We start from the raw sequence: 23,371 nt of genomic DNA on the forward strand, positions 1-23,371 counted from the left end.
GGGGGAGGCGCGCCGGGCGTCAGACCCAGACGCCGCGTTCTTCCATGACCTTGCGCAACGTGTCGATGTGATCGGTCATGATGCCATCCACGCCCAGGTCCAGGAGCCGGTGCATGCGCTCGGGTTCGTTGATGGTCCACACGTGCACCTGGAGCCCGCGCGCGTGGGCGGCGCGCACGAAGCGGTGGTCGACGACCTGGATGCCGGACTGCGACTCGGGCACCTGGGCCGCGACCGCGGAGGCGCGCAGCGCGGCCGGGACGCCCCAGGAGCGAAGCCGCAGGTTGAGCACGCCACGTGTGCCGTACGAGGTCGCAAGGCGCGGGCCCGCCAGACGCTGGGCGCGCATCACCCGCGCCTCGGAGAACGAGCCGACGCAGATCCGGTCCCACGCGCGCGTGCGCTCCATCAGGTCCAGGAAGGGGTGCAGCGAGGCCTCCGCCTTGAGGTCGACGTTCCAGTGCACCTCGGGGAAGGTCTCGAGCAACTCCTCGAACAGCGGCACCGGTTCCCTGCCCGCCACGCGCGCCTGGCTCACGGTCTTCCACGGCAGGTCCGCTATGCGCCCCGAGCCGTCGGTCACCCGGTCCAGGCTCACGTCGTGGAAGGCGACCAGCTTGCCGTCCGACGTCGTGTGGACGTCGGTCTCGATGTAGCGGTAGCCGGTGTCCACCGCCCGCCGGAACTGCAGCGCGGTGTTCTCCAGGCCGTCCGCGGCTCCGCCCCGGTGGGCGAAGGCGATCGGGCCGGGATGGTCGAGATAGGGGTGGCGTATCCGCGAGGTCACGGACGCAGTATCGCTCCCTGCGGTTGCCCCGCGGCAACGACCGTGCTGCCGCCGGATGCCGACGGGACGTCGAACACCCGCAGGAAGAGCTGGGCGAGCGGACCGATGCACATCGCGTACAGGACCGTGCCGATGCCCACGGTGCCGCCGAGGGCGAAGCCCGTCGCGACCACCGCCACCTCGACCGCCGTCCGCATCAGGCGGATCGAACGGCCGGTGCGCCGGTGCAGACCGGTCATCAGCCCGTCCCGCGGACCCGGCCCGAAGCTGGCGGCGATGTAGAGCCCGGTGGCCGCGCCGTTGAGCAGGATGCCGGCCAGGAGGAGCGGGATCCGTACGGCCAGGGAGTGCACGTCCGGGACGAGGGCCAGCGTGCCGTCCATGGCGAGGCCGACCACGAAGACGTTGGAGACCGTGCCGAGGCCCGGACGCTGGCGCAGCGGGATCCACAGGAGCAGCACGGCCGCGCCCACGATGATCGACACGACGCCGATGGTGAGGCCGGTGAGCTCGGCGAGGCCCTGGTGCAGGACGTTCCAGGGCTCGAGGCCGAGGCCCGCCTCGACCAGGAGCGCGGAACTCGCCCCGTACAGCACCAGGCCGGCGTACAGCTGGATCAACCGCCGCCCGAGACGGCCCTTCGTGGACAAGAGTTACCCCCCAGTGGTCTCAGTGGCCTGACTCATGTCACCCTGTGGCTTGGGTGGAAGTGTCATCCAGGGCCAATTCGTGGAAGGTGGACTGATTTCCATGGCGCAGTGGACCTCGGCGATGGGTGCGGCGCAGCTGGCCAGGCTGCTCAACTCCCAGCAGGACCGGCCGGCGGGGCCCGGCACGCGCCGTCCGCCCGCCTACCGCGCGCTGGCCGACGGCATCCGGCTGCTGGTGCTGGAGGGCCGCGTCCCGGTGGCCGCCCGGCTGCCCGCCGAACGCGAGCTGGCGCTGGCCCTGTCCGTCAGCCGTACGACGGTCGCCGCCGCCTACGAGGCGCTGCGCACCGAGGGCTTCCTGGAGTCCCGGCGCGGCGCCGGCAGCTGGACCGCCGTACCGGCCGGAAACCCGCTGCCCGCGCGCGGGTTGGAGCCCCTGCCGCCCGAGGCCCTGGGCTCGATGATCGACCTGGGCTGCGCCGCCCTTCCCGCGCCCGAGCCGTGGCTGACCCGCGCCGTCCAGGGCGCCCTGGAGGAGCTGCCGCCGTACGCCCACACGCACGGCGACTATCCGGCCGGGCTCCCCGCGCTGCGCGCGATGATCGCCGACCGGTACACCGCGCGCGGGATCCCCACGATGCCCGAGCAGATCATGGTGACCACGGGTGCCATGGGGGCCATCGACGCGATCTGCCACCTCTTCGCGGGCCGTGGCGAGCGCGTCGCCGTCGAGTCGCCGTCGTACGCCAACATCCTTCAGCTGATGCGTGAGGCGGGCGCGCGGCTGGTGCCGGTGGCGATGGCCGAGGGGCTGACCGGGTGGGACCTGGACCGGTGGCGGCAGGTGCTGCGGGACGCCGCGCCCCGGATCGCGTACATCGTCGCCGACTTCCACAACCCGACCGGCGCGCTCGCCGACGACGGCCAGCGGCGGCAGCTGGTGGAGGCGGTCCGCTCGGCCGGGACGGTGCTGATCGCCGACGAGACGATGAGCGAACTGTGGCTGGACGAGGACCTCGACGAGGGGACGATGCCGAGGCCCGTGTGCGCCTTCGACCCCGCCGGGTCCAGCGTCATCACCGTCGGGTCGGCCAGCAAGGCCTTCTGGGCGGGGATGCGCATCGGCTGGGTGCGGGCGGCACCCGACGTGATCCGCAGCCTGGTCGCCGCGCGCGCGTACGCCGATCTGGGCACCCCGGTGCTGGAACAGCTCGCCGTGAACTGGCTGTTCAGCACGGGCGGCTGGGAGCAGGCCGTCGAGGTGCGGCGCAGTCAGGCGCGGGAGAACCGGGACGCGCTGATCACCGCCGTTCGGCGGGAGCTGCCCGACTGGGAGTTCGAGGTGCCCAAGGGCGGGCTGACCCTGTGGGTGCGGACGGGCGGCCTGTCCGGCTCGCGGCTCGCCGAGGTGGGGGAGCGGGTCGGAGTGCGGGTGCCTTCGGGGCCGCGATTCGGGGTCGACGGTGCCTTCGAGGGGTACGTGCGGCTGCCGTTCACCGTGGGGGGCGCGGTCGCCGAGGAGGCGGCGGTGCGCCTGGCCGCGGCGGCGCGGCTGGTGGAGAGCGGGGCGACGGGGGGCGGGGAGACGCCGCGCACGTTCGTGGCGTAGCGGGCGGGAGCCCTACGGCGCCTCTGCCACCACGGCTTTCGCGGACACCGGCTCCGCCCTGGACTGCTCCTCGTCGACCGGCTCCTTGTCCATATCGACGGCCATGTCGCCGTCCATGCCGCCGTCCATGCCGCCGTCCATGCCGGCGTTCGTGTGGGCGGGTGTCTTCTCCATGGTGACGGGGCGGGTCTCGGCCGGTTCGGCCTCGACCGGGTCCGTGTCGAGGGGTTCGGCCTCGGCGGGATCGCAGTCGACGCGCCCGGAATCGATCCGCTCCGCCTCGACCGGCGTCGTCCGCGGCGGAAGCAGTGCCAGCACCGCCGCGCGGTCCGCGTCGCTCGTCTCGTCGTCGTAGGGGTCCGGGGTCGACGGGACCTGCAGCCGGTGCACGGAGCCGGCGCCGAGGCGGGCGTAACCGCGGCCGGGCGGGACGTCGACGGCCGGCGTCGTGGCCGGCAGGGCGCCGAGGACGCCCGCCAGCTGCTCGGCCGTGGCGGGGCCGAGGACGACACGCGCGCGTGTGTGCTGCCGTACGGCGTCGCTCAGTGCGTCCGCGTTGTCGAACTGGTCGGCCACCACGACCGTCACATTCGCCGCGCGACCGTGCCGGAGCGGGACCTGGAGCAGGGACTGCGGGTCCTTGCTGCCGTCCGCGGCGGCGAGGTGGGCGAACGCGCTCGGGCGGTCCAGGAGGATCCACAGAGGACGCCTGGTGTCCTCCGGTGGCGGGTGCCCGGCCTGGCGGGCGCGGTTGGCGGCGATGAGCCGGCGCTCCGTCTCGTTGGTGGCCCACTCCAGGGTCGCGAGAGCCCCGGCCAGACCGCACTCGACGGCCAGCACGCCCTCCCGGCCGGTCAGGCACGCGTACTCGCCGGTGCCGCCCTCGATGATCACCACGTCGCCGTGCTGCAGCGCCTGGAGGGCGATGCAGCGCAGCAGGGACGTGGTGCCGCTGCCCGGCTGGCCCATGACCAGCAGGTGCGGCTCGGTGGAGCGGACGCCGGTGCGCCAGACGACCGGTGGGACGTCGCGCTGCTCCTCTCCGTGGGTGAGAGGAAGCGTGCGCCGGACCTGGGTGGGGTCGGTGAAGCCGAGGACCGTCTCGCCCGGCGCCGTCACGAATCGCTGGGCTGCGATGTCGGTGGGTAGCGGGGACAGGACCGTGACGGTGAGCCGGTTGCCTTCCTCGTCCCACGCGAAGTGGTATTCGCGGCCGCGGCCCGACTTGGCGTGCAGCAACTGCTCGATGCGGCTGCGGGAGTCGATCTCACCGTCGGTGAAGTACGCCGGGTAGCGGATCACGAGGTGGGTGATGCGCCCGGCCCCGTCGAACTCGTACTCGGGGAACGCCTCCTCCCACTCGCCGCCGTGGGCGTAGAGGGGGGAGGGGTCACCCGCGAGCGAGAAGTACGGGACCAGGGCCTCGTACAGCGATTTCAGGCGCTGGGACTGGGATTCGTCGGGCCCTTCGGGCTCCGCCGGCCTGCGCTGCTCCCTGCCCTGCCAGGCTGCCGCCGCCATCAAGGTAATTACGGCGAGCAACGGACCGTACGGCACCAGTGCCACGACCAGGACCACCGAGGCCACAAGGAACATCAGCGGCCCACGCCGGTCCTTGGGTGTGTCGGCCCACTTGCGCCGCCCGGCTGCCGCCAGCCGGCGCAGACCGCGGATGATCGAGATCACCGGGTGGAGGACATCGGTGGCACTCTCGGCCGCCGTCCGGGCCAGCTTCCGGCTGCGGGCGATCTGTGCGCTGCCGGTGGTCAAGATGCGGGGGAGGGGGCGCCGAACCACTGATGTCTCCTCGCGGTGCGTACGGGCGGAGGGGACGGCGTCAGAACTTGATGCCGCCGAGGAGGCTCGCCAGGCTCTCGCCTCCGGCCTTGATGCTCGGTCCGATGACTGTGCTCGAGAGGTAGAAGCCGAACAGGGTCGAGACCAGGGCGTGGGACGCCTTCAGGCCGTCCTTGCGGAAGAAGACGAAGACGATGACGCCGAGCAGGACTACGCCGGAGATGGACAAGATCATTTGAGTTCTCCTGGTTCACGGGGGGACAGTCACCATGAGTACTTCCAGGATCACAGCATGTATCCATACTATAAAAGGTGCAATTGGGTGGATCCCGGTGTTTTTCCCTCGGATGGCCGTGCCGTCATGCACGGGCCGAGGCGTTTTCGTGCATTCAGTCCGTTCTGTGCTGATCCTTACCTCTTGTGAAGCGGCTCATGTGCCGCCGGAGCCAGTACCCTGGCGATTCACCTGAACGGTTGTACGGAAGGCGGTCCTGCCGATGAGTGAAGCCCTCGACCCCGAGGTCGTGGAGCTGGCGACCAAGATCTTCGATCTGGCCAGGCAGGGACGGACCGAGGAGCTCGTGGCCTACGTGGACGCGGGTGTTCCGGCCAACCTCACCAACGACCGCGGGGACTCGCTCGTGATGCTCGCGGCGTACCACGGGCACGCCGACGCGGTGCGGGCCCTGCTCGCCCGCGGCGCGGAGGGCGACCGGATCAACGACCGGGGCCAGACCCCGCTCGCCGGAGCCGTCTTCAAGGGTGAGTCGGAAGTGATCAAGGCCCTCCTCGAGGGTGGTGCAGATCCGGCCGCGGGCACCCCGTCGGCCGTCGACACGGCGCGTATGTTCGGCAAGGCGGAACTGCTCGACTTGTTCGGCGCACACTGATCCGCATGTTCTGACCAGCTAAAACACAAAGAACGGGGGAGGCGGTACAGGGCCGCCGAAATTTCGGTCGCGGCAGGCCGAAGTGCCGGGTCATCATGACGTCGTGCTTTACGGACGCGATGGCTGGGCAGGTGTTGCCGCACCGCGCGGACCGTGATGCGGTCCGCGAGGGCCACTGACGAGAGGCAGAGGAAGATGGTCTACAGCAAGCAAGAGACGGCGGGCGCCCCGACGTTGTGTCACGCGGCCAGGTAATGCGTGTTCCCCGGTTGCGTCGACGCTTGATGTGAGGCTGTTTCCCATGTTCGATCCGGTCATAGCGCCCAGCGGTACCCTGCTCGGCCTCCTGCAGAGGGGGCGTGGCGACGGCACGCTGCACGCACTCACCGCACCGCGCGCCGAGGCGCTCGCGGCACTGAACCACTGTGTGCTCCGCGACCCCCGCCACGACTGGCAGGTGGAGAACCGCTCCCTCTACTACGCCCGTCTCTACCTCGACCTGAACGGCGAGCTGGACGAGATCGAGGCGCACCTCTTCGACGTCGAGGACGTCTTCGACACCGAGGAGTCCCGCACCGGCCTGGCCCTCGCCGTCCTCGGCCATCTCGCCTCCTACGGCAGGCTGGACGCGCTGGGGCTGCTGCGCAGGTACGCGGCCTCCGGCTCCAACTGGGCCTGGGCCCTGGACGAGCTGGCCCTCAGGGACGACGACGCGGGGCTGCGCGCCCTGGCCGCGCCCGTGCTGGCCCGTTTCGCCACCGACCCCGAGGGCGAGGCCGAACTGGCCGCCGTCGTACGCGACGCCTTCGAGCCCCGGCCGTGGCGGCTGTGGGCCGAGGATCCGCGCGAATCGATCGCCACGCGCGTGCGTGCCGCTCAGGAGACCGGCTGTTTCGACCGCTGGCAGCGGCAGATGCGACCTACCGGGCCCCGTCCGGGGTGGAGCGTGCAGGCCGTGTTCGAGTGGGCCCAGCAGGGCGTCGAGCGCGGTGCCGCGCTGCACGTCCCGGCCGCCCGCTGCCTCACGGCCGTGGCCGGCCCCGAGGACCGTGCCGAGATCGTGCGGGCCGCCAAGGAAGGCAGTGACGGAGCCCGCTGCACCGCACTGCGCTACCTCGCCGACGGCAATGATCCGGACGCCCTCGACCTGATCGAGGCGGCCGTGGCGACCGGCTCGTCCGCAGTGGTGGAGGCCGCCGTGGACGCCTTCGAACGGATGCGCAGCGTCGCCGCCGTCGACCGGTCCCGCGGCTGGGCCCGCCGGCCCGACGCCCTCGGCGCCTCCGCCGGCCGCATGCTCTCCTGCCGGGGCGGTGTCGAGGACAAGGACCTGGTCCTCGCCGCACTGCGCGAAGCCGTACGGGGCGAAGGGCCGGACGCCCCGACCCTGTGGACCCTCGTCGACGGCACCGGGCGCCTCGGCATCGTCTGCGCCGCTCCCGTCCTGCGCCACATCTACCGCGAGACGGCCTCGTCCCATCTCCGCGGCCGGGCCGCCCGAGCCCTGGCCGCCACCGATCCCTCCTTCCCGGCCGGCTTCGCCGTCGAATGCCTGTGGGACTGCGAGGAGACCACCCGTGAAGTCGCCGCCCGGTACGCCGAGACCGGTGACGCCCGCGTCGTGGAGCAGCTCCGCCGCCTCGCCGCCGATCCTGCCGAGGAAGCCGAAGTGCAGACGGCCGTACGAAGCCGCATCGCACCCGACGAACCCGTTGCTTGAGCCGGCTCCGCACAGATCGTCAGGGCGGCGGCAGGGCCGCCGGATGAACAACGGGTGACCCGCGGGTCAGGCGGTCATGGACACGGCCTGACCTGCTCGGGTGTGCGGAGGAACGCTCACGGGACGTTCCTCGTCCGGAAAGATCCACGTTGACGCGGCCACGTCCGGTGCGGCGAGAACACGGGTATGCGTGTCGTCATCGTGACCGAATCCTTTCCCCCCGACGTGAACGGCGTGGCCCACTGCGCGCTCCAGACCGCCCGGCACCTCGTAGATCGCGGTCACCTCCCGCTCGTCGTCGCTCCGGCCAGCACCGCTCTCGTCGGCCGGGCCGGAACCGGGCCCGACGCCCAGGCGCCGTGCCCCGTCGTCCGTGTCCCCTCCCTACCGCTCCCGGGCTATCCCCAGGTCCGTGTCGCCCTGCCCAGCCGCCGCCTCGCCGCGGCCGTCGCCGAGCACCGGGCCGATGTCGTGCACCTGGCCAGCCCCTTCGTCCTCGGCGTCCGCGGCATGGCGGTCGCCGCCCGGCTCGGCGTCCCGGCCGTCGCCGTCTACCAGACGGACCTCGCCGGTTACGCCCGTACCTACATGGGCGCCGGTGAGGCCGCGGCCTGGCGCCGTATCCGCTCCGTCCACTCCGCCGCCGACCTCACCCTCGCCCCCTCCAGCGCCTCGATGCGTGACCTGGAGACCCACGACGTGCCCAGGGTCAGGCTGTGGCCCCGCGGCGTGGACACCGTCCGGTTCCGCCCCGAACTGCGCGACGAGGCCCTGCGCCGCGAACTCGCCCCGAACGGTGAGGTGATCGTCGGATACGTCGGCCGCCTCGCCCCCGAGAAGCACATCGAGCTCCTGGCCGGTGTCTGCGGCCTCGAAGGGGTGAAGGTCGTGATCGTGGGCGACGGCCCGAGCCGGCCGAGCCTCGGCGAGGCGCTGCCGGGCGCGGTCTTCCTCGGCCGCCGCACCGGCGACGAACTCGCCCGGATCTACGCCTCCCTGGACGTGTTCGCGCACACCGGGCCCTTCGAGACCTTCTGCCAGACCGTGCAGGAGGCCATGGCCAGCGGCGTCGCCGTGGTGGCTCCCGCCGTCGGAGGCCCCCTCGATCTGGTCGTCCAAGGGCGCACGGGTCTGCTGGTGCCGCCGCGCGACACCGACGCCGTACGGGACGCCGTGCTGTCCCTGGTGACCGACCCGGCCCGGCGGGCCGCCTTCGGCGACACCGCGCGCGCAACCGTCGAGGGCCGCACCTGGGCGGCCGTCGGCGATCAGCTGATCGGGCACTACGCGGACGTCCTCGCCGCACGGCAGAAGGCGGCGGTGGCGGCATGAACTCTCTCAGGATCGTGCGCCTGGCGAACTTCGTCGCCCCTTCGTCCGGCGGTCTGCGCACCGCCCTGCGCGAGCTCGGCAAGGGCTTCCGGGAGGCCGGGCACGAGCCCGTGCTGATCGTGCCCGGCGAGCGCGCCGACGACCGCGACACCGAGCAGGGGCGCGTCATCACCCTGCCCGGGCCGCTGCTGCCCGGCACCGGCGGCTACCGCGTGCTCACCGACAAGCGGCGCGTGGCCCGGCTCCTGGAGGAACTGGCCCCCGACCGCCTGGAGGTCTCCGACCGCACGACACTCAGGTGGACCGGCAAGTGGGCGCGGCGCGCCCGGGTCCCCGCCGTGATGGTCTCCCACGAGACCGCCGACGGAGTGCTGCGCACCTGGGGGCTGCCGGAAGGGGCGGCCCGGCGTGCCGCCGACGCCCTCAACGTCCGCACCGCGCACACGTACGCGCGCGTAGTGTGCACCACCGAGTTCGCCGAGCGGGAGTTCGTGCGGATCGGCGCCCGCAACGTCGTACGCGCTCCCCTGGGCGTCGACCTGGTGGAGCGGCATCCCGCACTGCGTGACCCGGGGCTTCGCGCACGGTACGCGCGCGAGGACGAGTCGCTGATCGTCACCTGCACCCGGCTGTCCGTGGAGAAGCGGCCCGGCACGGCTCTGGACGCCCTTGAGTCGCTGCTTCGGCGGGGCAGGCAGGCGGTGCTGGTGGTGGCCGGGGACGGGCCACTGCGCCCGCGGCTCGAACAGCGCGCGCGTGAGCGCGGGTTGCCGGTCACCTTCCTCGGACACGTCTCCGACCGTGCCGCGCTGGGCTCCCTCCAGGCCTCCGCCGACGTGTGCCTGGCGCCCGGTCCCGCCGAGACGTTCGGACTGGCCGCCCTGGAGGCGATGGCCTGCGGCACGCCCGTGGTGGTGAGCACGTCGTCCGCGCTGCCCGAGGTGATCGGGTCGGCCGGAGCCGTCGCGGCGGACCACGGGGACGCCTTCGCGGACGCCGTCGACATCCTGCTCGGCCTGCCCGAGCGGGAGCGGCGCGAGACCGCACGCGCGCGTGCGGAGTGCTTCGGGTGGACCACGGCCGTGGACGCGTTCCTCGCCGCGCACGACGCGACGGTACCGGTGCGTCCCTTCGTGCCCGGGAGCGTGGCATGAGACCGGTGCGTTTCGTCTCCCTCGGGGATTCGCTGACCGAGGGCGTGGGCGACCCCGTCGGGGACGGGTGGCGCGGCTGGGCCGCGCTGCTCGCCGACGGGCTGGCCGAGGACTCCGCCGAGTTCACCAACCTCGCGGTGAGCGGCGCGCAGACCCGGGAGGTGCTGGAGCTCCAGACGCCGGCCGGTCTCGAACTGAAGCCGGACATCGCGTCCGTGGTCATCGGCGTCAACGACACCCTGCGCTGCACCTTCGACATCCATGCCGTCGCCGAACGGCTCGACAAGGTCTACGCCGCCTTCACCGGGCAGGGCGCGACCCTGCTCACGGCCTGTCTGCCCGACCCCGGCTCGATGCTGGGCCTCCCGGGTTCGCTGGCCCGTCCGCTGGCCCGGCGCCAGCGGGCGGTCAACCGGGTGGTCCACGCGCTGTCCGACCGCTACGGCGCCGTCCATCTGCACGCGGCCGAGGCCGACTGGATCATGGACCAGGCGATGTGGAGCGCGGACCGGCTGCATCCGGGGGAGCGGGGGCACCGGCAGCTGGCGGTGCGCTTCCACTCGCTGCTGGTGGCGTCGGACCGGGCGACCGGTGCGGCGCCCTCGCCCGATCCGGAGTTCCCGGTGCCCACCACGTCGGCGAGCCTGCTGTGGCTGGCCACGGCGGGGACCGCCTGGGTCGCGCGGCGCTGCACGGACCTGCTGCCGCAGTTGCTGCGGCTGGCGGCGGACGAGATGGGGCACCGGGCGCGGGGGACGAGTGCGCGGCTGGATGTGCGGGCGGCCGCCGCCGTGTCTGCCGCGTTGGCCGCGGTGTCTGTCGTCGAGCAGCCCGATGCGGTGTAGTTCTCGGCGGAGAGGCGGGGCGGGTGTGCCGATTGTGCTTCGGTGCGGGGCCGTTGCGGCCGGTCGCGCAGTTCCCCGCGCACCTTCAGGGCGTCAGCGTCGCCCTGACCTGACGAAGTGGACCGGGGTGACCGGTGCCGCCTGGGCCGCCGCCGGGAGGTCCTGCGGGTGGACGACCGCGATCACCGGGTAGCCGCCGGTGGTCGGGTGGTCCGCCAGGAAGACGACCGGTCGGCCGTCAGGGGGAACCTGCACCGCGCCCAGGACCATGCCCTCGCTGGGGAGTTCGCCCGGGAGGGCGCGGTCGAGGGCGGGGCCCTCGGTGCGCAGGCCGATGCGGTTGCCCGCGGCGGACACACGGTACGGGCGGGACGTGAAGGTGCGCAGCGCCTCGGGGGTGAACCAGTCGTCCCGTGGGCCGAGCGTCACCCGGAGGACGAGTTCGGCCGGAGGTGCCGCCTGTGGGGCGACGTCCACACGCGCGTGGAGGTTCGTCGGCGTTCCCAGGGGGATCACCGTGCCGTCCGTGAGAGGTGGCGGGCCGAGGCCGGAGAGGAGGTCCGTGGAGCGGCTGCCGAGGACCGGTTCGACCGCGATGCCACCGGCGACGGCCAGGTAGCTCCGGACCCCCGAGACGGCCGCGCCGACGTCCAGGAGCGCGCCGGCGGGCACATGCACCGGGGCTCCCCAGGCGACCGGCCGCCCGTCGACCGTGACCGCGCAGGGGGCGCCCCCGACGGCCACCGTGACCGTCGAACGCGGCCGTACGGCACAGCCGTTGAGGGTGGTCTCCAGAACCGCGGCCTCGGACGGGTTGCCCACGAGCCGGTTGACGAGGGCGGCGGCGGGGGAGTCGAGCGCGCCCGAGCGGGGAACGCCGAGGTGGGCGTGCCCGGGGCGGCCCCGGTCCTGCACGGTGGTCAGTGCCCCGGCCCGTACGACGACGAGCGCACGGTCCGTCATGAGCCGTCCACCGGCACGAAGCGCACGCGCGTGCCGGGCGACAGCAGCGCGGCAGGTACGCGCGCGTGGTCCCACAGCACGGCGTCCGTGCGGCCGATCAGCTGCCAGCCGCCCGGCGACGAGCGCGGGTACACGCCCGTGTACGGGCCCGCAAGTGCCACGGAACCTGCCGGGACGGCCGTGCGCGGAGTGGCCCGGCGCGGGACGTCGTGGCGCTGCGGAAGGCCCGTGAGGTAGCCGAAGCCGGGCGCGAACCCGCAGAAGGCGACGGTGAATTCGGTGTCCGCGTGGATGCGGGCCGCCTCCCGTTCGGTCACACCCCAGTGTGCGGCGACCTCCGCCAGGTCCGGGCCGTTGTAGCGCACCGGGATGTCGATCGCCGCACGCGCGCGTGGGGGAGCGGGCGGTACCTCGGCGGCGGTCAGCTCGGAGGCCAGGAGCGACGGGTCGTCGAGGCCGTCGAGCAGGACGGTGCGTGCCGCCGGGACGATCTCGCGCACGCTGAGCAGGCCCTCCGCGCGGCGGCACAGCAGTTCCGCGTGCAGCGCCTGTGCCTCGTCGCCGTTGGACAGCTCGACGAGCAGGGCCCGGTCGCCCACGGGCAGTGCCCTCATACGAAGGCCTCCACCCGGACTCCCGACTCCTGCAGGCGCCGCCGGACCAGCCGGGCCAGCTCCACGGCGCCCGGCGTGTCCCCGTGCAGACACAGGGAACGCGCGCGTACGTCGACGGCCGCACCGCAGTGGGAGGTGACCGTGCCGAAGCGGGCCAGGCCCACCGAGCGCTCCACCACCGCCTCCGGATCGGTGATCACGGAGCCGTCGTGGCCGCGTGGCACGAGCGTGCCCTCCGCGGTGTACGCGCGGTCCGCGAACGCCTCCGTGACGGCCGGGAGTCCCGCTTTGCCTGCGTGCTCCAGTAGCCGCGAGCCGGGCAGGCCGAGCACGGGCAGCGTGGCGTCGGCGAGTCGCACCCCCTCCACGACCGCGCCGGCCTGCTCCTCGTCGTGCACGACGCGGTTGTAGAGCGCGCCGTGCGGCTTGACGTACGACACGCGCGTGCCCGCCGCGCGAGCGAAGACCTCCAGGGCGCCGATCTGGTACGCCACTTCGGCCGCGAGTTCCGCGGGCGGCACATCCATCGCGCGCCGCCCGAACCCGGCCAGGTCCCGGTAGGAGACCTGGGCGCCGATCCGCACCCCGCGCGCGGCCGCGAGCTCGCACACGCGCCGCATGGTGGCGGCGTCCCCGGCGTGGAAGCCGCAGGCCACGTTGGCACTGGTGACGACGGACAGCAGCTGATCGTCGTCGGTGAGGCGCCAGCGGCCGAAGCCCTCGCCGAGGTCGGCGTTGAGATCGATCGACGTCATGGAACCTTCGGTCTCCTCTCAGGCCACGCGGTACTGCTCGTCGCGGGCGTCGGTCAGGAACATCTGCCCCGGTGCGTGCGTGATGGCGAAGGGCGGCCGGGAAGCCATCACCGCCGCCTGCGGGGTCACGCCGCAGGCCCAGAACACCGGGATGTCGTCCGGCTCGGCGTCCACCGGGTCGCCGAAGTCGGGCCGGCCGAGGTCGTCGATGCCGAGCGCCGAGGCGGGGCCGCAGTGCACGGGACTGCCGTGCACCGCCGGGAGCAGGCTGCTCTCCCGCAGCGCGGCCGCCAGGTGCTCCGGCGGCACCGGCCGCATGGACACCACCAGCGGGCCGTGCAGCCGTCCCGCCGGGCGGCACTGACGGCTGGTCACGTACATCGGGACGTTGCGGCCCTGCTCGATGTGGCGGATCGGGACGCCCGCCGCGGCGAGCGCCCACTCGAAGGTGAAGCTGCACCCGATGAGGAACGACACCAGGTCGTCGCGCCAGTACGCGCGCACGTCCGTCGGCTCGTCCGCCAGCTCGCCGTCCTGCCAGACCCGGTAGCGCGGCAGGTCGGTGCGCAGGTCCGCGCCGTCCGCGAGGACCGTGGTGAAGTCCCCGGCGTCCGTGACGTCCAGCACCGGGCAGGGCTTGGGGTTGCGCTGGCAGAACAGCAGCGTGTCGTAGGCCCAGTCGGCGGGCACCGAGATCAGGTTGACCTGGGTGTGGCCGGCCGCGACCCCTGCGGTGGGGCCGGTGAGCCCTCTCCGGAAGCGGGCCCGGGCGGATTTCGGGCTCCACGCGTGCGCGTGCTCGTCGACGATGGTCAAGGGGCGGTCTTCCGTACGGTTCACGCCAGTTCCTTTCCGCGGGTCTCCGGCAGGCCCAGCAGAGCCAGCGCCGCCACGCCGTAGCCGATCGCGCCGAACACCAGCGCACCGCCCACGCCCCAGCTGTCGGCGAGGAAGCCGACCGTCGTGGGGAAGACGGCGCCCACGGCGCGCCCGGTGTTGTAGGTGAAGCCCTGTCCCGTGCCGCGCACGGCCGTCGGGTACAGCTCGCTCAGGTAGGAGCCGAAGCCGCTGAAGATCGCCGACATGCAGAACCCGAGCGGGAAACCGAGCACCAGGAGCAGGGTGTTGGCGCCCTGCGGGATGTTCGCGTACGCCAGGATGCACCCGGCCGACAGCAGCGCGAACAGCCAGATGTTGCGTTTGCGGCCCAGCCGGTCGGTGAGGTAACCGCCGGTCAGATAGCCGAGGAAGGCGCCGGAGATCAGGAACGCCAGGTAGCCGCCGGTACCGACGACCGACAGACCGCGATCGCTCTTCAGATACGTGGGCACCCAGGTGGCGAGCGTGTAGTAGCCGCCCTGGACACCGGTGGACAGCAGCCCGGCGAAGATCGTGATCCGCAGCAGACCGGGCTTGAAGATGGCGGTGAACGAGCCCTTCTGCGCGCTCTTGTGGCGTACGGCGGCCGCCTCGGGGGCGTCCTGCACGCGGCGCCGCATCCAGATCACCAGCAGCGCCGGCAGCGCGCCGGTCCAGAACATGATGCGCCAGGCCAGATCGTCGCCGGCGAAGGAGAAGACCACGGTGTAGACGACCGCGGCCAGCGCCCAGCCCACGGCCCACGAACTCTGGACCGCGCCGAGCGTACGGCCCCGGTGCCGGGCGCTCGCGTACTCGGCGACGAGGATCGCGCCGACGGCCCACTCGCCGCCGAAACCGAGGCCCTGGAGGGCCCGGAAGAGCAGCAGCGTCTCGTAGTTGGGCGCGAAGCCGCAGGCCACGGTGAAGACCGCGTAGGTGATCACGGTGATCATCAGTGCCCGGACCCGGCCGAACCGGTCGGCCACCACCCCCGCGACGGCGCCGCCGACGGCGGACACCACCAGCGTGACGGTGGTGAGCAGGCCGGTCTGGCCGCTGTCCAGGCCGAAGTACGAGGCCAGCGCGACCATGGTCAGGGGCAGCGTGAAGTAGTCGTACGAGTCCAGGGCGTAGCCGCCGAACGCGCCGGCGAAGGCGCGGCGGCCGCGCGGTCCCAGGGCGCGCAGCCAGCCCAACGGGCCCTCTTCGAGGGCGTGTTCGTCCGGACCGGTCTGTGTGCTCAGGGCCTGCGACGAAGGGGTCGTGCTCATGTGCACCTCGCAGTGGGAGGACGGAGGGTGCTTGGGAGGTGAGCCGTGCCGTGCGTGAGCGGTCGGCGCCGCGAGGAGACGGCGCCGTGGGTAGCAACGTAGAGGATCGTTCAACGATCCTTCAATACCCGTGTTGTTTCGTTCTTCCGTCTGCGATTGAATTCCGGGCATGGCAGAGCAGCTGCACGGACTGGCCGACGATCGCGCTCTCCTGGGGCGCACGAGCACCGCCGAGCGGGTCTCGGACATCCTCAGAGGCCGTATCGCCGAAGGGTTCTTCCCGCCCGGGACCCGCCTGTCGGAGGACAGCATCGGCGGCGCGCTCGGGGTCTCCCGCAACACGCTGCGCGAGGCGTTCCGGCTGCTCACCCACGAACGCCTGCTCGTCCACGAGCTGAACCGGGGCGTCTTCGTCCGGGTCCTGACCGTCGAGGACGTCGAGGACATCTACCGCACCCGCAGGCTCGTCGAGTGCGCCGTCGTCCGCGGGCTGGGCGAGCCGCCGTACGACCTCGAGGCTCTCGCCGCAGTCGTCGAAGAGGGGCAGCGGGCGGCGCGCGAAGGTGACTGGAAAGCGGTGGGTACCGCCAACATCCATTTCCACCGGGAGCTGGTGGCCCTCGCCGGGAGCGCCCGCACCGACGAGCTGATGCGCAGCGTCTTCGCCGAACTCCGCCTCGCCTTCCACGTGGTGGACGACCCCAAGCGCCTCCACGAGCCCTACCTCGCCCGCAACCGCCAGATCCAGCAGTCCCTGCAGACGGGAGACCGGGACGAGGCCGAGAAGATGCTCGCGGTGTACCTGGACGACTCGCTGGAACGAGTGGTCGACGTCTACCGCAGAAGGGTGGGGGAGGGCGAAACACTCCCCTGACGGGCCCAGCACCATGGCGGCATGCGGCTCCGCCGCGTGGGCGCGACGAGCCACGGTCGGCCCGTACGCGATTCACGCCGTTTGGGCCGTTGTCAGACCGAGGACCTAGTCTGTGCACCGTGACTTCGCCTGCACCGACGGACAGCGTTCCGCCCCAGCTCAGCGCAGGGCCGCGCCCCGCGCCGGGCCCGGCCGCCGACGAGGGACTGGCGCGGCGCCTGCGCGCGCTCGCCTGCACCGCGCCGCTGCACGACCTCGACACGCGCAAGGCCAACCTCGCAGGCGAGTACTCGGTCTACGGCATGGCGGAGGTGGCCCTCTCCGCCATCGACCTGGTCACGCTGAACATGGACTTCGACACGGGCGCCGACCACGACCAGATAGTGGCCCGCCTCATCCCCCGCATCGCCGCCCAGGCCCCGCGGCGGCCGGTCGCCGAGCACGAGCGCGTGGCCCGCTGGGTCCTGGAGAACCTGATCAACGTCGGCAGCGTGGACCGCGGCTTCCGGGCGGTCTACGGCACGTTCACCACCGACGGCAGCTACGTCCGCCGTGACTACGACTTCAAGCTGATCGAGGAAGTGCCTGGTCCCGGCGGCACCGTCTACCTCCGCACGACCGACGAGGCGGTCAACGTCCTGGTCGGCGCCCTGGACACGGACGTCACCAGCGCCCAGATCGCCGCCGAGGTCAAGCTGGAGGTCCTGATCAACCGGGGCCGGCTCGCCGACGCCCAGCTCGCCGCCGAGCAGGCCCGCTACCGCACCGTGCAGTACTCGGAGACGCTGCGCCGCGCCCTGGAGGCGACCCGGCGCAACGTCCGCGCGGTGGACTGGCTCAGCGCCGTGCCGGACATGATCGCCGAGGCGCTCGACCACGTGGCCGACCGGTACCGCCACGAGAACGCGATCCTCACCAACATCCGCAAGGCGCGCGACGAGACCGAGGACGCGGAGCACAAGCGGCGCGCGGCCGAACTCGTGGACATCGTGAAGGACTGCATCCGCAGGCACACGCAACTGCAGTCCCGGCTGCTGGAGGCCGGGCCGCTGTTCCGCGCGGAACAGGACCGGCAGGCCTTCGCCACCCCCATGACGTCCTCGGGGATCGACCTCTACGGTCATCTCGTCGCCCCGATCCTGCCGCTGCCGCTGGAGCAGTCGGTGCGCGTCACGGACGCGTTCTTCGCTCGGGGCACCGGGCTGCGCACGCCGGTGTCCGTCCGGGTGACGGACCTCGTCGACATCCTGCTGACGCCTCCGGTGGAGCGGGAGCATCTGGGTGCCGAGATGCCGGAGCCGGACCTCATCGCCACACCGGACGACAGCCGCTTCAGCGAGGAGCAGCTGGCCGCGGCGACCGAGCTGCTCGATCTCCCGGCGGACGCGCCCCGCAGACTCTCCGGCCTGCTGGCCGAGGCGCGGCGCATCGATCCCGATCTGCCCTACCTGGTGGCCCTGTTGGCCGTCCACGCGGCCAGCCCGCCCGTGGGCACGGCCTACCGGCAGGGCGAGGAGAAGCTGCTGTTCGCCGTGGACGACGGGACGGAGCTGGACGACTCCGAGTTCGGCGGCGCCGACCTGATCGTGGGGACGGCCCTGCTGGACGCGGCCGGGATGGCGGCCGACAGGACGGAGGCGGCGTGAACGGACCCGGGCAGCGTACGGACCAGTGTGAGAGCAGCAAGGAGCGACAGCCGTGACCGAGCACGTCGAGTGGAGTGAGCCGGAGACCGGCGCGGCGCCGGTCCCCGCCGCCGTCACGCCCGCCGACGCCGCCGACGCCGCGCGGCTCGTCGCGTTCGGGCTGCAGCCCAAGCTGCAGCCCGCGCGCGACCAGGAGTACGCCGAGCTGCTGCGCCGCTACCGCGAGGACCCGCCGTTCGGGCGGCTCGCGGACGCCGTGGCCACCGGGCTCGGGCTGGTGGTGCTGGAAGTGTCCCCGCGCGCGGGGATGGCCGTCACCGCCGCCGAGGACTCGGTGTTCGCCGTCCGCATGAGCGACTACGCGCGCCGTACGTCCGCCGACGGCGGCGACCGCTTCCTGCACGGCCTGGCCCATCTCGCCATCGCCGCCATGGCGTTCCCGCGCCCCGAGGACCTCGCCGACGACGGCTACATCGGGCGCGTGACGGTCAACGGCGTCGACGCCTTCGTACGGCAGGCCTGCCGCCGTCTGGAGGAGCGCGCCGCCGAGCACGGCGACAACACCGACCCGGCCACCGACGCGCCCGGCCTGGAGGCCGCGTGGCGGATCTGGATCAGACGCAGCGCGACGGGCGCCACCAAGGACGCGCGCAGACTCGCCGGTTCGACCACCGGCATCGTCGGCAAGGCCGCCGCGTTCCTGACCGACTCAGGCTTCCTGCAGCGCACCGGCGACGACAACGGCGGTACGTACCGCACGACGACGCGCTATCAGCTCCAGGTGCGGGACATGGCGGGCAGCGCCGCGATGGCCGAGCTGCTGGAGCTGGGCGTGGTCCCGGTGACCGACGGCACACCGACGCTGGTGCCCGCCGAGGACACCGAGGCGGTGGAGCTGGCGGCCGACGCCGGGCTGCCGTTCCACTCGTCCCGCTCCTGAACCTCCCCTTCCTGCCGAAGACTTACGAGAGTCCGCCATGTACGAGCTGTCCCGGGTCCGCCTCTACTCCATCGGTCCCGCCGGTGCGCGCTACGCCGACACCGTGCTTGACCTGCGCGGCGTCGGGGCGCCCGTGCCCACGCCCGCGCCCGCCCAGGCGGAGTTCTTCGAGGAGGAGCCGGTCGGCCCGCCGCGCCGCCCCGCGCCCGCCGGCGTGCTCTTCCTGGAGAACGGCGGCGGCAAGTCCGTACTGCTGAAGCTGATCTTCTCCGTGATGCTGCCGGGCCACCGCAACACCCTCGGCGGCGCCAGCTCCGGCGTACTGCGCAAGTTCCTGCTCGCCGACGACTGCGGGCACGTCGCCCTGGAGTGGCAGCACACGCTGACCGGCGAGTGCGTCGTCGTCGGCAAGGCCAGCGAGTGGCGCGGGCGGCAAGTCTCCAACGACCCGCGGAAGTTCGCCGAGGCCTGGTACTCCTTCCGGCCCGGGCCCGGACTGTCGCTGGACAACCTGCCCGTCGCCGAGTCCACCGCCGTGCGGCCGGTCGTCGAGGGCCAGTCGGGCGCGCAGGGCCGCCGCCGCACCATGAAAGGCTTCCGGGACGCCCTCACCGAGGCGGGCAAGGCGTATCCCCATCTGGAGGTGCACTGGGAGGAGATCCACGACCGCTGGATCGAGCATCTCGGCGACCTCGGCCTCGACCCCGAACTCTTCCGCTACCAGCGGGAGATGAACGCCGACGAGGGCGAGGCGGCCGGCCTCTTCGCGGTCAAGAAGGACTCCGACTTCACCGATCTGCTGCTGCGGGCCGTGACCGACACCCGGGACACCGACGGGCTCGCCGACCTGGTCAGCGGCTTCGGCAACAAGCTGGGCCGCCGCGCCGAGCTGATCGCCGAACGGGACTTCACCGCCGGGTCGGTGGACCTCCTCGGGCGGATCGTGGAGGCCGCCGAGACCCGTGCACGCGCGCGTGACGTCCACACCGGCGCCGAGCGCCGTACCCGCTCGCTGGCCCGCCGGCTGACCGCGCGGGGCGTGCAGGAGCGGCTGCGGGCCGCGGACCTCGCCCAGCGCGTCACGGCGGCCGCGTACGCGGTCACCCACTCCGAGGCGGCCCGGGAGCGCAGCGCGCTGGTCTCCGCCGAACTCGCCTACCGCAACGCCTCCTTGGCGCTAGGGGCCGCCGAGAAGTCCGCCGCGGCGCAGAAGCGCGAGCTTGCGGATGCGCGCACCCTGCACTCCGCCTGGCAGGCCGCCGAGGCCGTGCTGCGCCACCGGGCAGCCGCCGACCGGGCCGCGCGCGTGGCCGCCGCGATCCAGGAGGCCGAGCGGGACGCCGCCCCCGCCCTCGCCGCCCGCGCCAAGGCCGCCGTGGATCTCGTACGGGCCCTGCACGCGGCGGCGGGGAGCGCCGAGAGCCTCGCCAACGAGGAGGAGGAGCGGTCCGCCGCCCTTCAGGAGGTCGGCGAGGCCGCCTACCGTGACTCGACCGCCGCCGCCACGGAGGCGCAGCGGGCCCGCAGCGAGGTCGGGCATCTGCGGCAGCGCCTGACCGAGGTGGAGCAGGAGACCGCCGAGGCGGTGCGCGCGGGATGGCTCGACGACAGCGCGCCGGACGCCGACCCGGCCCGAGCCGCCCTCGCGGCCAGCGACGCCGAGAAGACGGCGGTCGCCGCCTGGGACACGGCACGGGAGGCGTCGCGCAAGGCCTCGGAGCACGCGCGCGAGGCGGCCTCGGCGGAATCCCGCGCGGAGCTGACCGCGGCCCGCGCGGCGGACGCGGCCACGGCGGCACGGCGGTCCTACGACACCGAGCGCCGCACCGCCGAGTCACTCGCCGCGGAGGAGCGGCTGGCGGAACTGCTCAACGTCACCGCCGACGACGCGCGCCCCGCGGTCCCGCGGCCCAGGGACGCGGCGGAGAGCGACCAGGCGGCCCTCAGCCCCGAGGAGCTCGACCGCTTCGCCGACGAACTGCGCGAGCTGCTCGACGACTCCGTCTCCTCCGCCGAGCGGCAGCTCTTCGAGCTGCGCACCGCGGCTGCCGACGACTCCCGCATCCTCGGCGCGCTCGGCGACGGCGGACTGCTGCCGCCCGGCCCGGACGTGCTGGCCACCGTCGAGTTCCTCGGCGAGCACGGCATCCCGGCGCTGCCCGGCTGGCGCTACCTCGCCCAGGCCGTGGACCCGGCCGACCACGCGCGCGTGCTGGCCGCCCGGCCGGAACTCGTCGACGGCGTGATCATCACCGACCCCGACACGCACAGCCGCGCCCGCGAGGCCCTGGGCGAGGCGGCGCTGCTGCCGCGGTCCGCCGTGGCCGTCGGCACGGCCGCCGCCCTGCTCGCGCCCACCCCGGCAACGGAGTCGGACGACGGCGGCGTCTTCCTCGTACCGCCGAACCCCGCCATGCACGACGAGCACGCCGCCGACGAGGAGCGGCAGGCGCTGCGCGCGCGGGCGGCCGAGCGGGACGAGGAGATCAGGACGCTCGCCGCGCGCCTCGGCAAGGACCGGGAGCTGGCCGCCCGGCTCGCCTCCTGGCGCACCGGCTGCCCGGCCGGACGGCTCGTCGAACTGGCCCGGGCCGCGCACGACGCGCGCGCCTTCGCCGAGGAGTCCGAGGCCGAGCTGTCCGAGGCGCGTTCGGTCCGGGCCGAGGCCGACGAGGCCGCCGCCGAAGCCGCGCAGATGCGCGACGAGCGGCAGGAGGCCGCGCAGAGGGCCCGGCGCTCGGCCGACGCCCTCGCCGGGCTCGCCTTCCGGCTGCGCGAGCGGGCCGGGTGGCAGGTCAAGGTGCGTGAACTGGCCGACGAGGGCGCCGAGTCGGAGGCCCGCGCCCAGGCCTGCCTGGAGCGCGCCCGTGCCGCCGACGAGGACCGCCGCGGCGCCCAGCGCGCCGCCGACGACGCCCGCCGTACGGCACGCGCCCTGCGCGCCGAGCGCGCGGAGATCGCGGGCGCCCCCGACGACGTACCGGAGGGCGACGGATCCTCCTCGAAGTCGTCGCTGCCCGCCCTGCGCGAGGCGTATCGCGCGGCTTCCCAGCTCTACGAGAAGGTCGGCGTCGGCGCCGACCTGCGGGCCGAGCAGGCGCGCGCGGAGAGCGACGAGAGCGGGGCCCGCGCCGAGCTGGACCGGCTCAGCAACAAGGTCCGCACCCGCGCGGAACAGCTGCTCCAGTCGCCGGACGGGTCCGACGGGCCGTCGCGGCAGGCCGCGGCCGCGCGGGCCGAGGAGCTGGTGCAGCTCCTGGAGACCCGGATGTCGACCGCGAGCGAGCAGCTCGGACGGCTGCGCGGCGAGGCCGAGCGGCACTCGCCCGAGGAGGGCGATGCGCACACCGAGCTGCATGAGGAGCAACAGCCGCGCGACGCCGAGCACGCACAGGCGCTGCTGCGCACGGCGACGGCCGAACTCGCCACCCGCACCGAGGCGTTGAGCCAGGCTCGGGAGGCGCACGCCGAACTCCTCGACGCCCACCGGGCGGCGGAGGACGCGGCCGGCGGCTTCGACGAGATCGCCGCGATGCTCCGTGACCTGCTGCGCGAACACTTCGCCGACGAGGAGCAGGAGGAGCCCGAGCCGTACCCCGGCAGCCTGGAGGAGGCCCGGCACGCCGCTGCCGAGGCCCGCCGCTCCCTGCGCGGCTGCGCCGCCGACCTCTCGACCGCCGAGGCCGCCGTGCGCGAGGCCGGTGACGTGCTGGTGCGGCACGCCAACTCCACGCGCTACGAACAGGTCCGCACCCCGGCGCGGCAGCAGATCCGCGAGCTGCCCGCCTCCGCGCTGCCCGAGCACGCCCAGAAGTGGGCGGACGCGTTCGCGCCCCGGCTCCGCGTCCTGAGCGACGAATTGGCCCAGCTGGAGCGGAACAGGGACTCCATCGTGGACCGGCTGCGCGGGCTGGTGGAGTCGGCGCTGGCGACGCTGCGGTCCGCCCAGCGGCTCTCCCGGCTGCCCGAGGGGCTGGGGGAGTGGTCCGGGCAGGAGTTCCTGCGCATCCGGTTCGAGGAGCCCGACCAGGCCACGCTCACCGAGCGGCTCGGAGAGGTCATCGACGAGGCGACCAGGGCGGCCGTGAAGAAGAACTCCGACCTGCGGCGCGACGGCATGACGCTGCTGCTGCGGGGCGTGGGCGCGGCCCTGCAGCCCAAGGGAGTAGCCGTCGAGATCCTCAAGCCGGACGCGGTGCTGCGCGCCGAGCGCGTGCCCGTCGGGCAGATGGGCGACGTGTTCTCCGGCGGCCAGCTGCTCACCGCGGCGATCGCGCTGTACTGCACCATGGCCGCGCTCCGCTCCAACGACCGGGGCCGCGACAAGCACCGGCACGCCGGCACGCTGTTCCTCGACAACCCCATCGGGCGCGCCAACGCCACCTATCTGCTGGAGCTCCAGCGGGCCGTGTCCGACGCGCTCGGGGTCCAACTGCTGTACACCACCGGCCTGTTCGACACGACCGCGCTGGCGGAGTTCCCGCTGGTCATCCGGCTGCGCAACGACGCGGACCTGCGGGCCGGGCTGAAGTACATCAGCGTCGAGGAGCACCTGCGGCCGGGCCTGCCGCAGCAGACCCCGGCCGGCGACGGTGAAGCGGTGCACAGCGAGATCACGGCGACCCGGATGTTCAAGCGGCCGGCCCCCAGCGCCCCGTGAGCG

The 23,371-nt window shown here is 73.4% G+C and carries 19 protein-coding genes; 10 read left to right on the forward strand and 9 right to left on the reverse strand.

Features of this window, described 5'->3' with window-relative positions:
• Positions 1–19: 19 nt before the first annotated feature.
• Complete coding sequence (locus tag ACGFYN_RS10050; RefSeq protein WP_393865283.1) at positions 20–787, reverse strand: glycerophosphodiester phosphodiesterase; 768 nt, start codon at positions 785–787, stop codon at positions 20–22.
• A complete protein-coding gene (locus ACGFYN_RS10055) occupies positions 784–1,437 on the reverse strand; it encodes a YitT family protein (protein WP_393865284.1) in 654 nt (217 codons plus the stop codon). Before ACGFYN_RS10055 ends, ACGFYN_RS10050 begins: the two co-directional genes overlap by 4 nt.
• Before the next feature lie 100 nt (positions 1,438–1,537).
• On the opposite strand from ACGFYN_RS10055, the gene ACGFYN_RS10060 reads away from it, so the two are divergent.
• On the forward strand, positions 1,538–3,046 hold the full coding sequence (locus ACGFYN_RS10060; protein ID WP_393865285.1) for a PLP-dependent aminotransferase family protein: 1,509 nt from the start codon (positions 1,538–1,540) through the stop codon (positions 3,044–3,046).
• Between the two features lie 12 nt (positions 3,047–3,058).
• Here the strand turns inward: ACGFYN_RS10060 and ACGFYN_RS10065 are convergent, their stop codons facing one another.
• Together ACGFYN_RS10065 and ACGFYN_RS10070 are read right to left on the reverse strand one after the other, a co-directional pair.
• Positions 3,059–4,843, reverse strand: a complete 1,785-nt coding sequence (locus ACGFYN_RS10065) for a hypothetical protein (protein ID WP_393865286.1) — start codon at positions 4,841–4,843, stop codon at positions 3,059–3,061.
• 40 nt (positions 4,844–4,883) lie between these two features.
• Positions 4,884–5,078 (reverse strand): hypothetical protein, encoded by a 195-nt coding sequence (locus ACGFYN_RS10070; RefSeq protein WP_393865287.1) that lies wholly within the window; start codon positions 5,076–5,078, stop codon positions 4,884–4,886.
• 262 nt (positions 5,079–5,340) lie between these two features.
• Between ACGFYN_RS10070 and ACGFYN_RS10075 the strand changes: the two genes are divergently transcribed.
• The 5 genes from ACGFYN_RS10075 to ACGFYN_RS10095 all read left to right on the forward strand — a co-directional run bounded on the left by ACGFYN_RS10075 (position 5,341) and on the right by ACGFYN_RS10095 (position 10,784).
• Positions 5,341–5,733: an ankyrin repeat domain-containing protein gene (locus ACGFYN_RS10075; protein ID WP_393865288.1), complete on the forward strand. Its 393-nt coding sequence runs from the start codon at positions 5,341–5,343 to the stop codon at positions 5,731–5,733.
• Positions 5,734–6,034: 301 nt separating this feature from the next.
• The gene (locus ACGFYN_RS10080; protein ID WP_393865289.1) at positions 6,035–7,453 is read left to right on the forward strand and encodes a HEAT repeat domain-containing protein; all 1,419 of its coding nucleotides are present in this window, start codon (positions 6,035–6,037) and stop codon (positions 7,451–7,453) included.
• Between the two features lie 186 nt (positions 7,454–7,639).
• Complete coding sequence (locus ACGFYN_RS10085; RefSeq protein WP_393865290.1) at positions 7,640–8,785, forward strand: glycosyltransferase family 4 protein; 1,146 nt, start codon at positions 7,640–7,642, stop codon at positions 8,783–8,785.
• A complete protein-coding gene (locus tag ACGFYN_RS10090; protein ID WP_393865291.1) occupies positions 8,782–9,939 on the forward strand; it encodes a glycosyltransferase in 1,158 nt (385 codons plus the stop codon). Before ACGFYN_RS10085 ends, ACGFYN_RS10090 begins: the two co-directional genes overlap by 4 nt.
• Entirely contained in the window at positions 9,936–10,784 is an 849-nt protein-coding gene (locus ACGFYN_RS10095; protein WP_393865292.1) for an SGNH/GDSL hydrolase family protein, read from the forward strand. Before ACGFYN_RS10090 ends, ACGFYN_RS10095 begins: the two co-directional genes overlap by 4 nt.
• A 93-nt stretch (positions 10,785–10,877) precedes the next feature.
• Here the strand turns inward: ACGFYN_RS10095 and ACGFYN_RS10100 are convergent, their stop codons facing one another.
• From ACGFYN_RS10100 to ACGFYN_RS10120, 5 genes are read right to left on the reverse strand one after another with little or no spacing between them, the layout of a single operon-like run.
• Positions 10,878–11,747 carry a biotin-dependent carboxyltransferase family protein gene (locus ACGFYN_RS10100; protein WP_393865293.1) on the reverse strand — a complete coding sequence of 290 codons (870 nt, stop codon included), beginning with the start codon at positions 11,745–11,747 and terminating at the stop codon, positions 10,878–10,880.
• Entirely contained in the window at positions 11,744–12,361 is a 618-nt protein-coding gene (gene pxpB / locus ACGFYN_RS10105; RefSeq protein WP_393865294.1) for a 5-oxoprolinase subunit PxpB, read from the reverse strand. The genes ACGFYN_RS10100 and pxpB overlap by 4 nt, the downstream gene beginning before the upstream one ends.
• Positions 12,358–13,116, reverse strand: coding sequence for a LamB/YcsF family protein (locus ACGFYN_RS10110; protein ID WP_393865295.1), 759 nt, complete (start codon positions 13,114–13,116; stop codon positions 12,358–12,360). Before ACGFYN_RS10110 ends, pxpB begins: the two co-directional genes overlap by 4 nt.
• 18 nt (positions 13,117–13,134) lie before the next feature.
• Positions 13,135–13,956 (reverse strand): putative hydro-lyase, encoded by an 822-nt coding sequence (locus tag ACGFYN_RS10115; protein ID WP_393865296.1) that lies wholly within the window; start codon positions 13,954–13,956, stop codon positions 13,135–13,137.
• Positions 13,953–15,248: an MFS transporter gene (locus ACGFYN_RS10120; protein WP_393865297.1), complete on the reverse strand. Its 1,296-nt coding sequence runs from the start codon at positions 15,246–15,248 to the stop codon at positions 13,953–13,955. Before ACGFYN_RS10120 ends, ACGFYN_RS10115 begins: the two co-directional genes overlap by 4 nt.
• Positions 15,249–15,417: 169 nt before the next feature.
• On the opposite strand from ACGFYN_RS10120, the gene ACGFYN_RS10125 reads away from it, so the two are divergent.
• From ACGFYN_RS10125 to ACGFYN_RS10140, 4 genes are all read left to right on the forward strand, one after another.
• Entirely contained in the window at positions 15,418–16,122 is a 705-nt protein-coding gene (locus ACGFYN_RS10125) for a GntR family transcriptional regulator (RefSeq protein WP_393865298.1), read from the forward strand.
• Positions 16,123–16,241: 119 nt separating this feature from the next.
• Complete coding sequence (locus ACGFYN_RS10130) at positions 16,242–17,768, forward strand: hypothetical protein (protein WP_393865299.1); 1,527 nt, start codon at positions 16,242–16,244, stop codon at positions 17,766–17,768.
• 52 nt (positions 17,769–17,820) lie between these two features.
• Positions 17,821–18,708 carry a hypothetical protein gene (locus ACGFYN_RS10135; protein ID WP_393865300.1) on the forward strand — a complete coding sequence of 296 codons (888 nt, stop codon included), beginning with the start codon at positions 17,821–17,823 and terminating at the stop codon, positions 18,706–18,708.
• 37 nt (positions 18,709–18,745) lie between these two features.
• Positions 18,746–23,368, forward strand: coding sequence for a hypothetical protein (locus ACGFYN_RS10140; RefSeq protein ID WP_393865301.1), 4,623 nt, complete (start codon positions 18,746–18,748; stop codon positions 23,366–23,368).
• Positions 23,369–23,371 lie beyond the last annotated feature (3 nt).

The organism is Streptomyces sp. NPDC048419 (assembly GCF_043200415.1).
GTDB lineage: Bacteria > Actinomycetota > Actinomycetes > Streptomycetales > Streptomycetaceae > Streptomyces.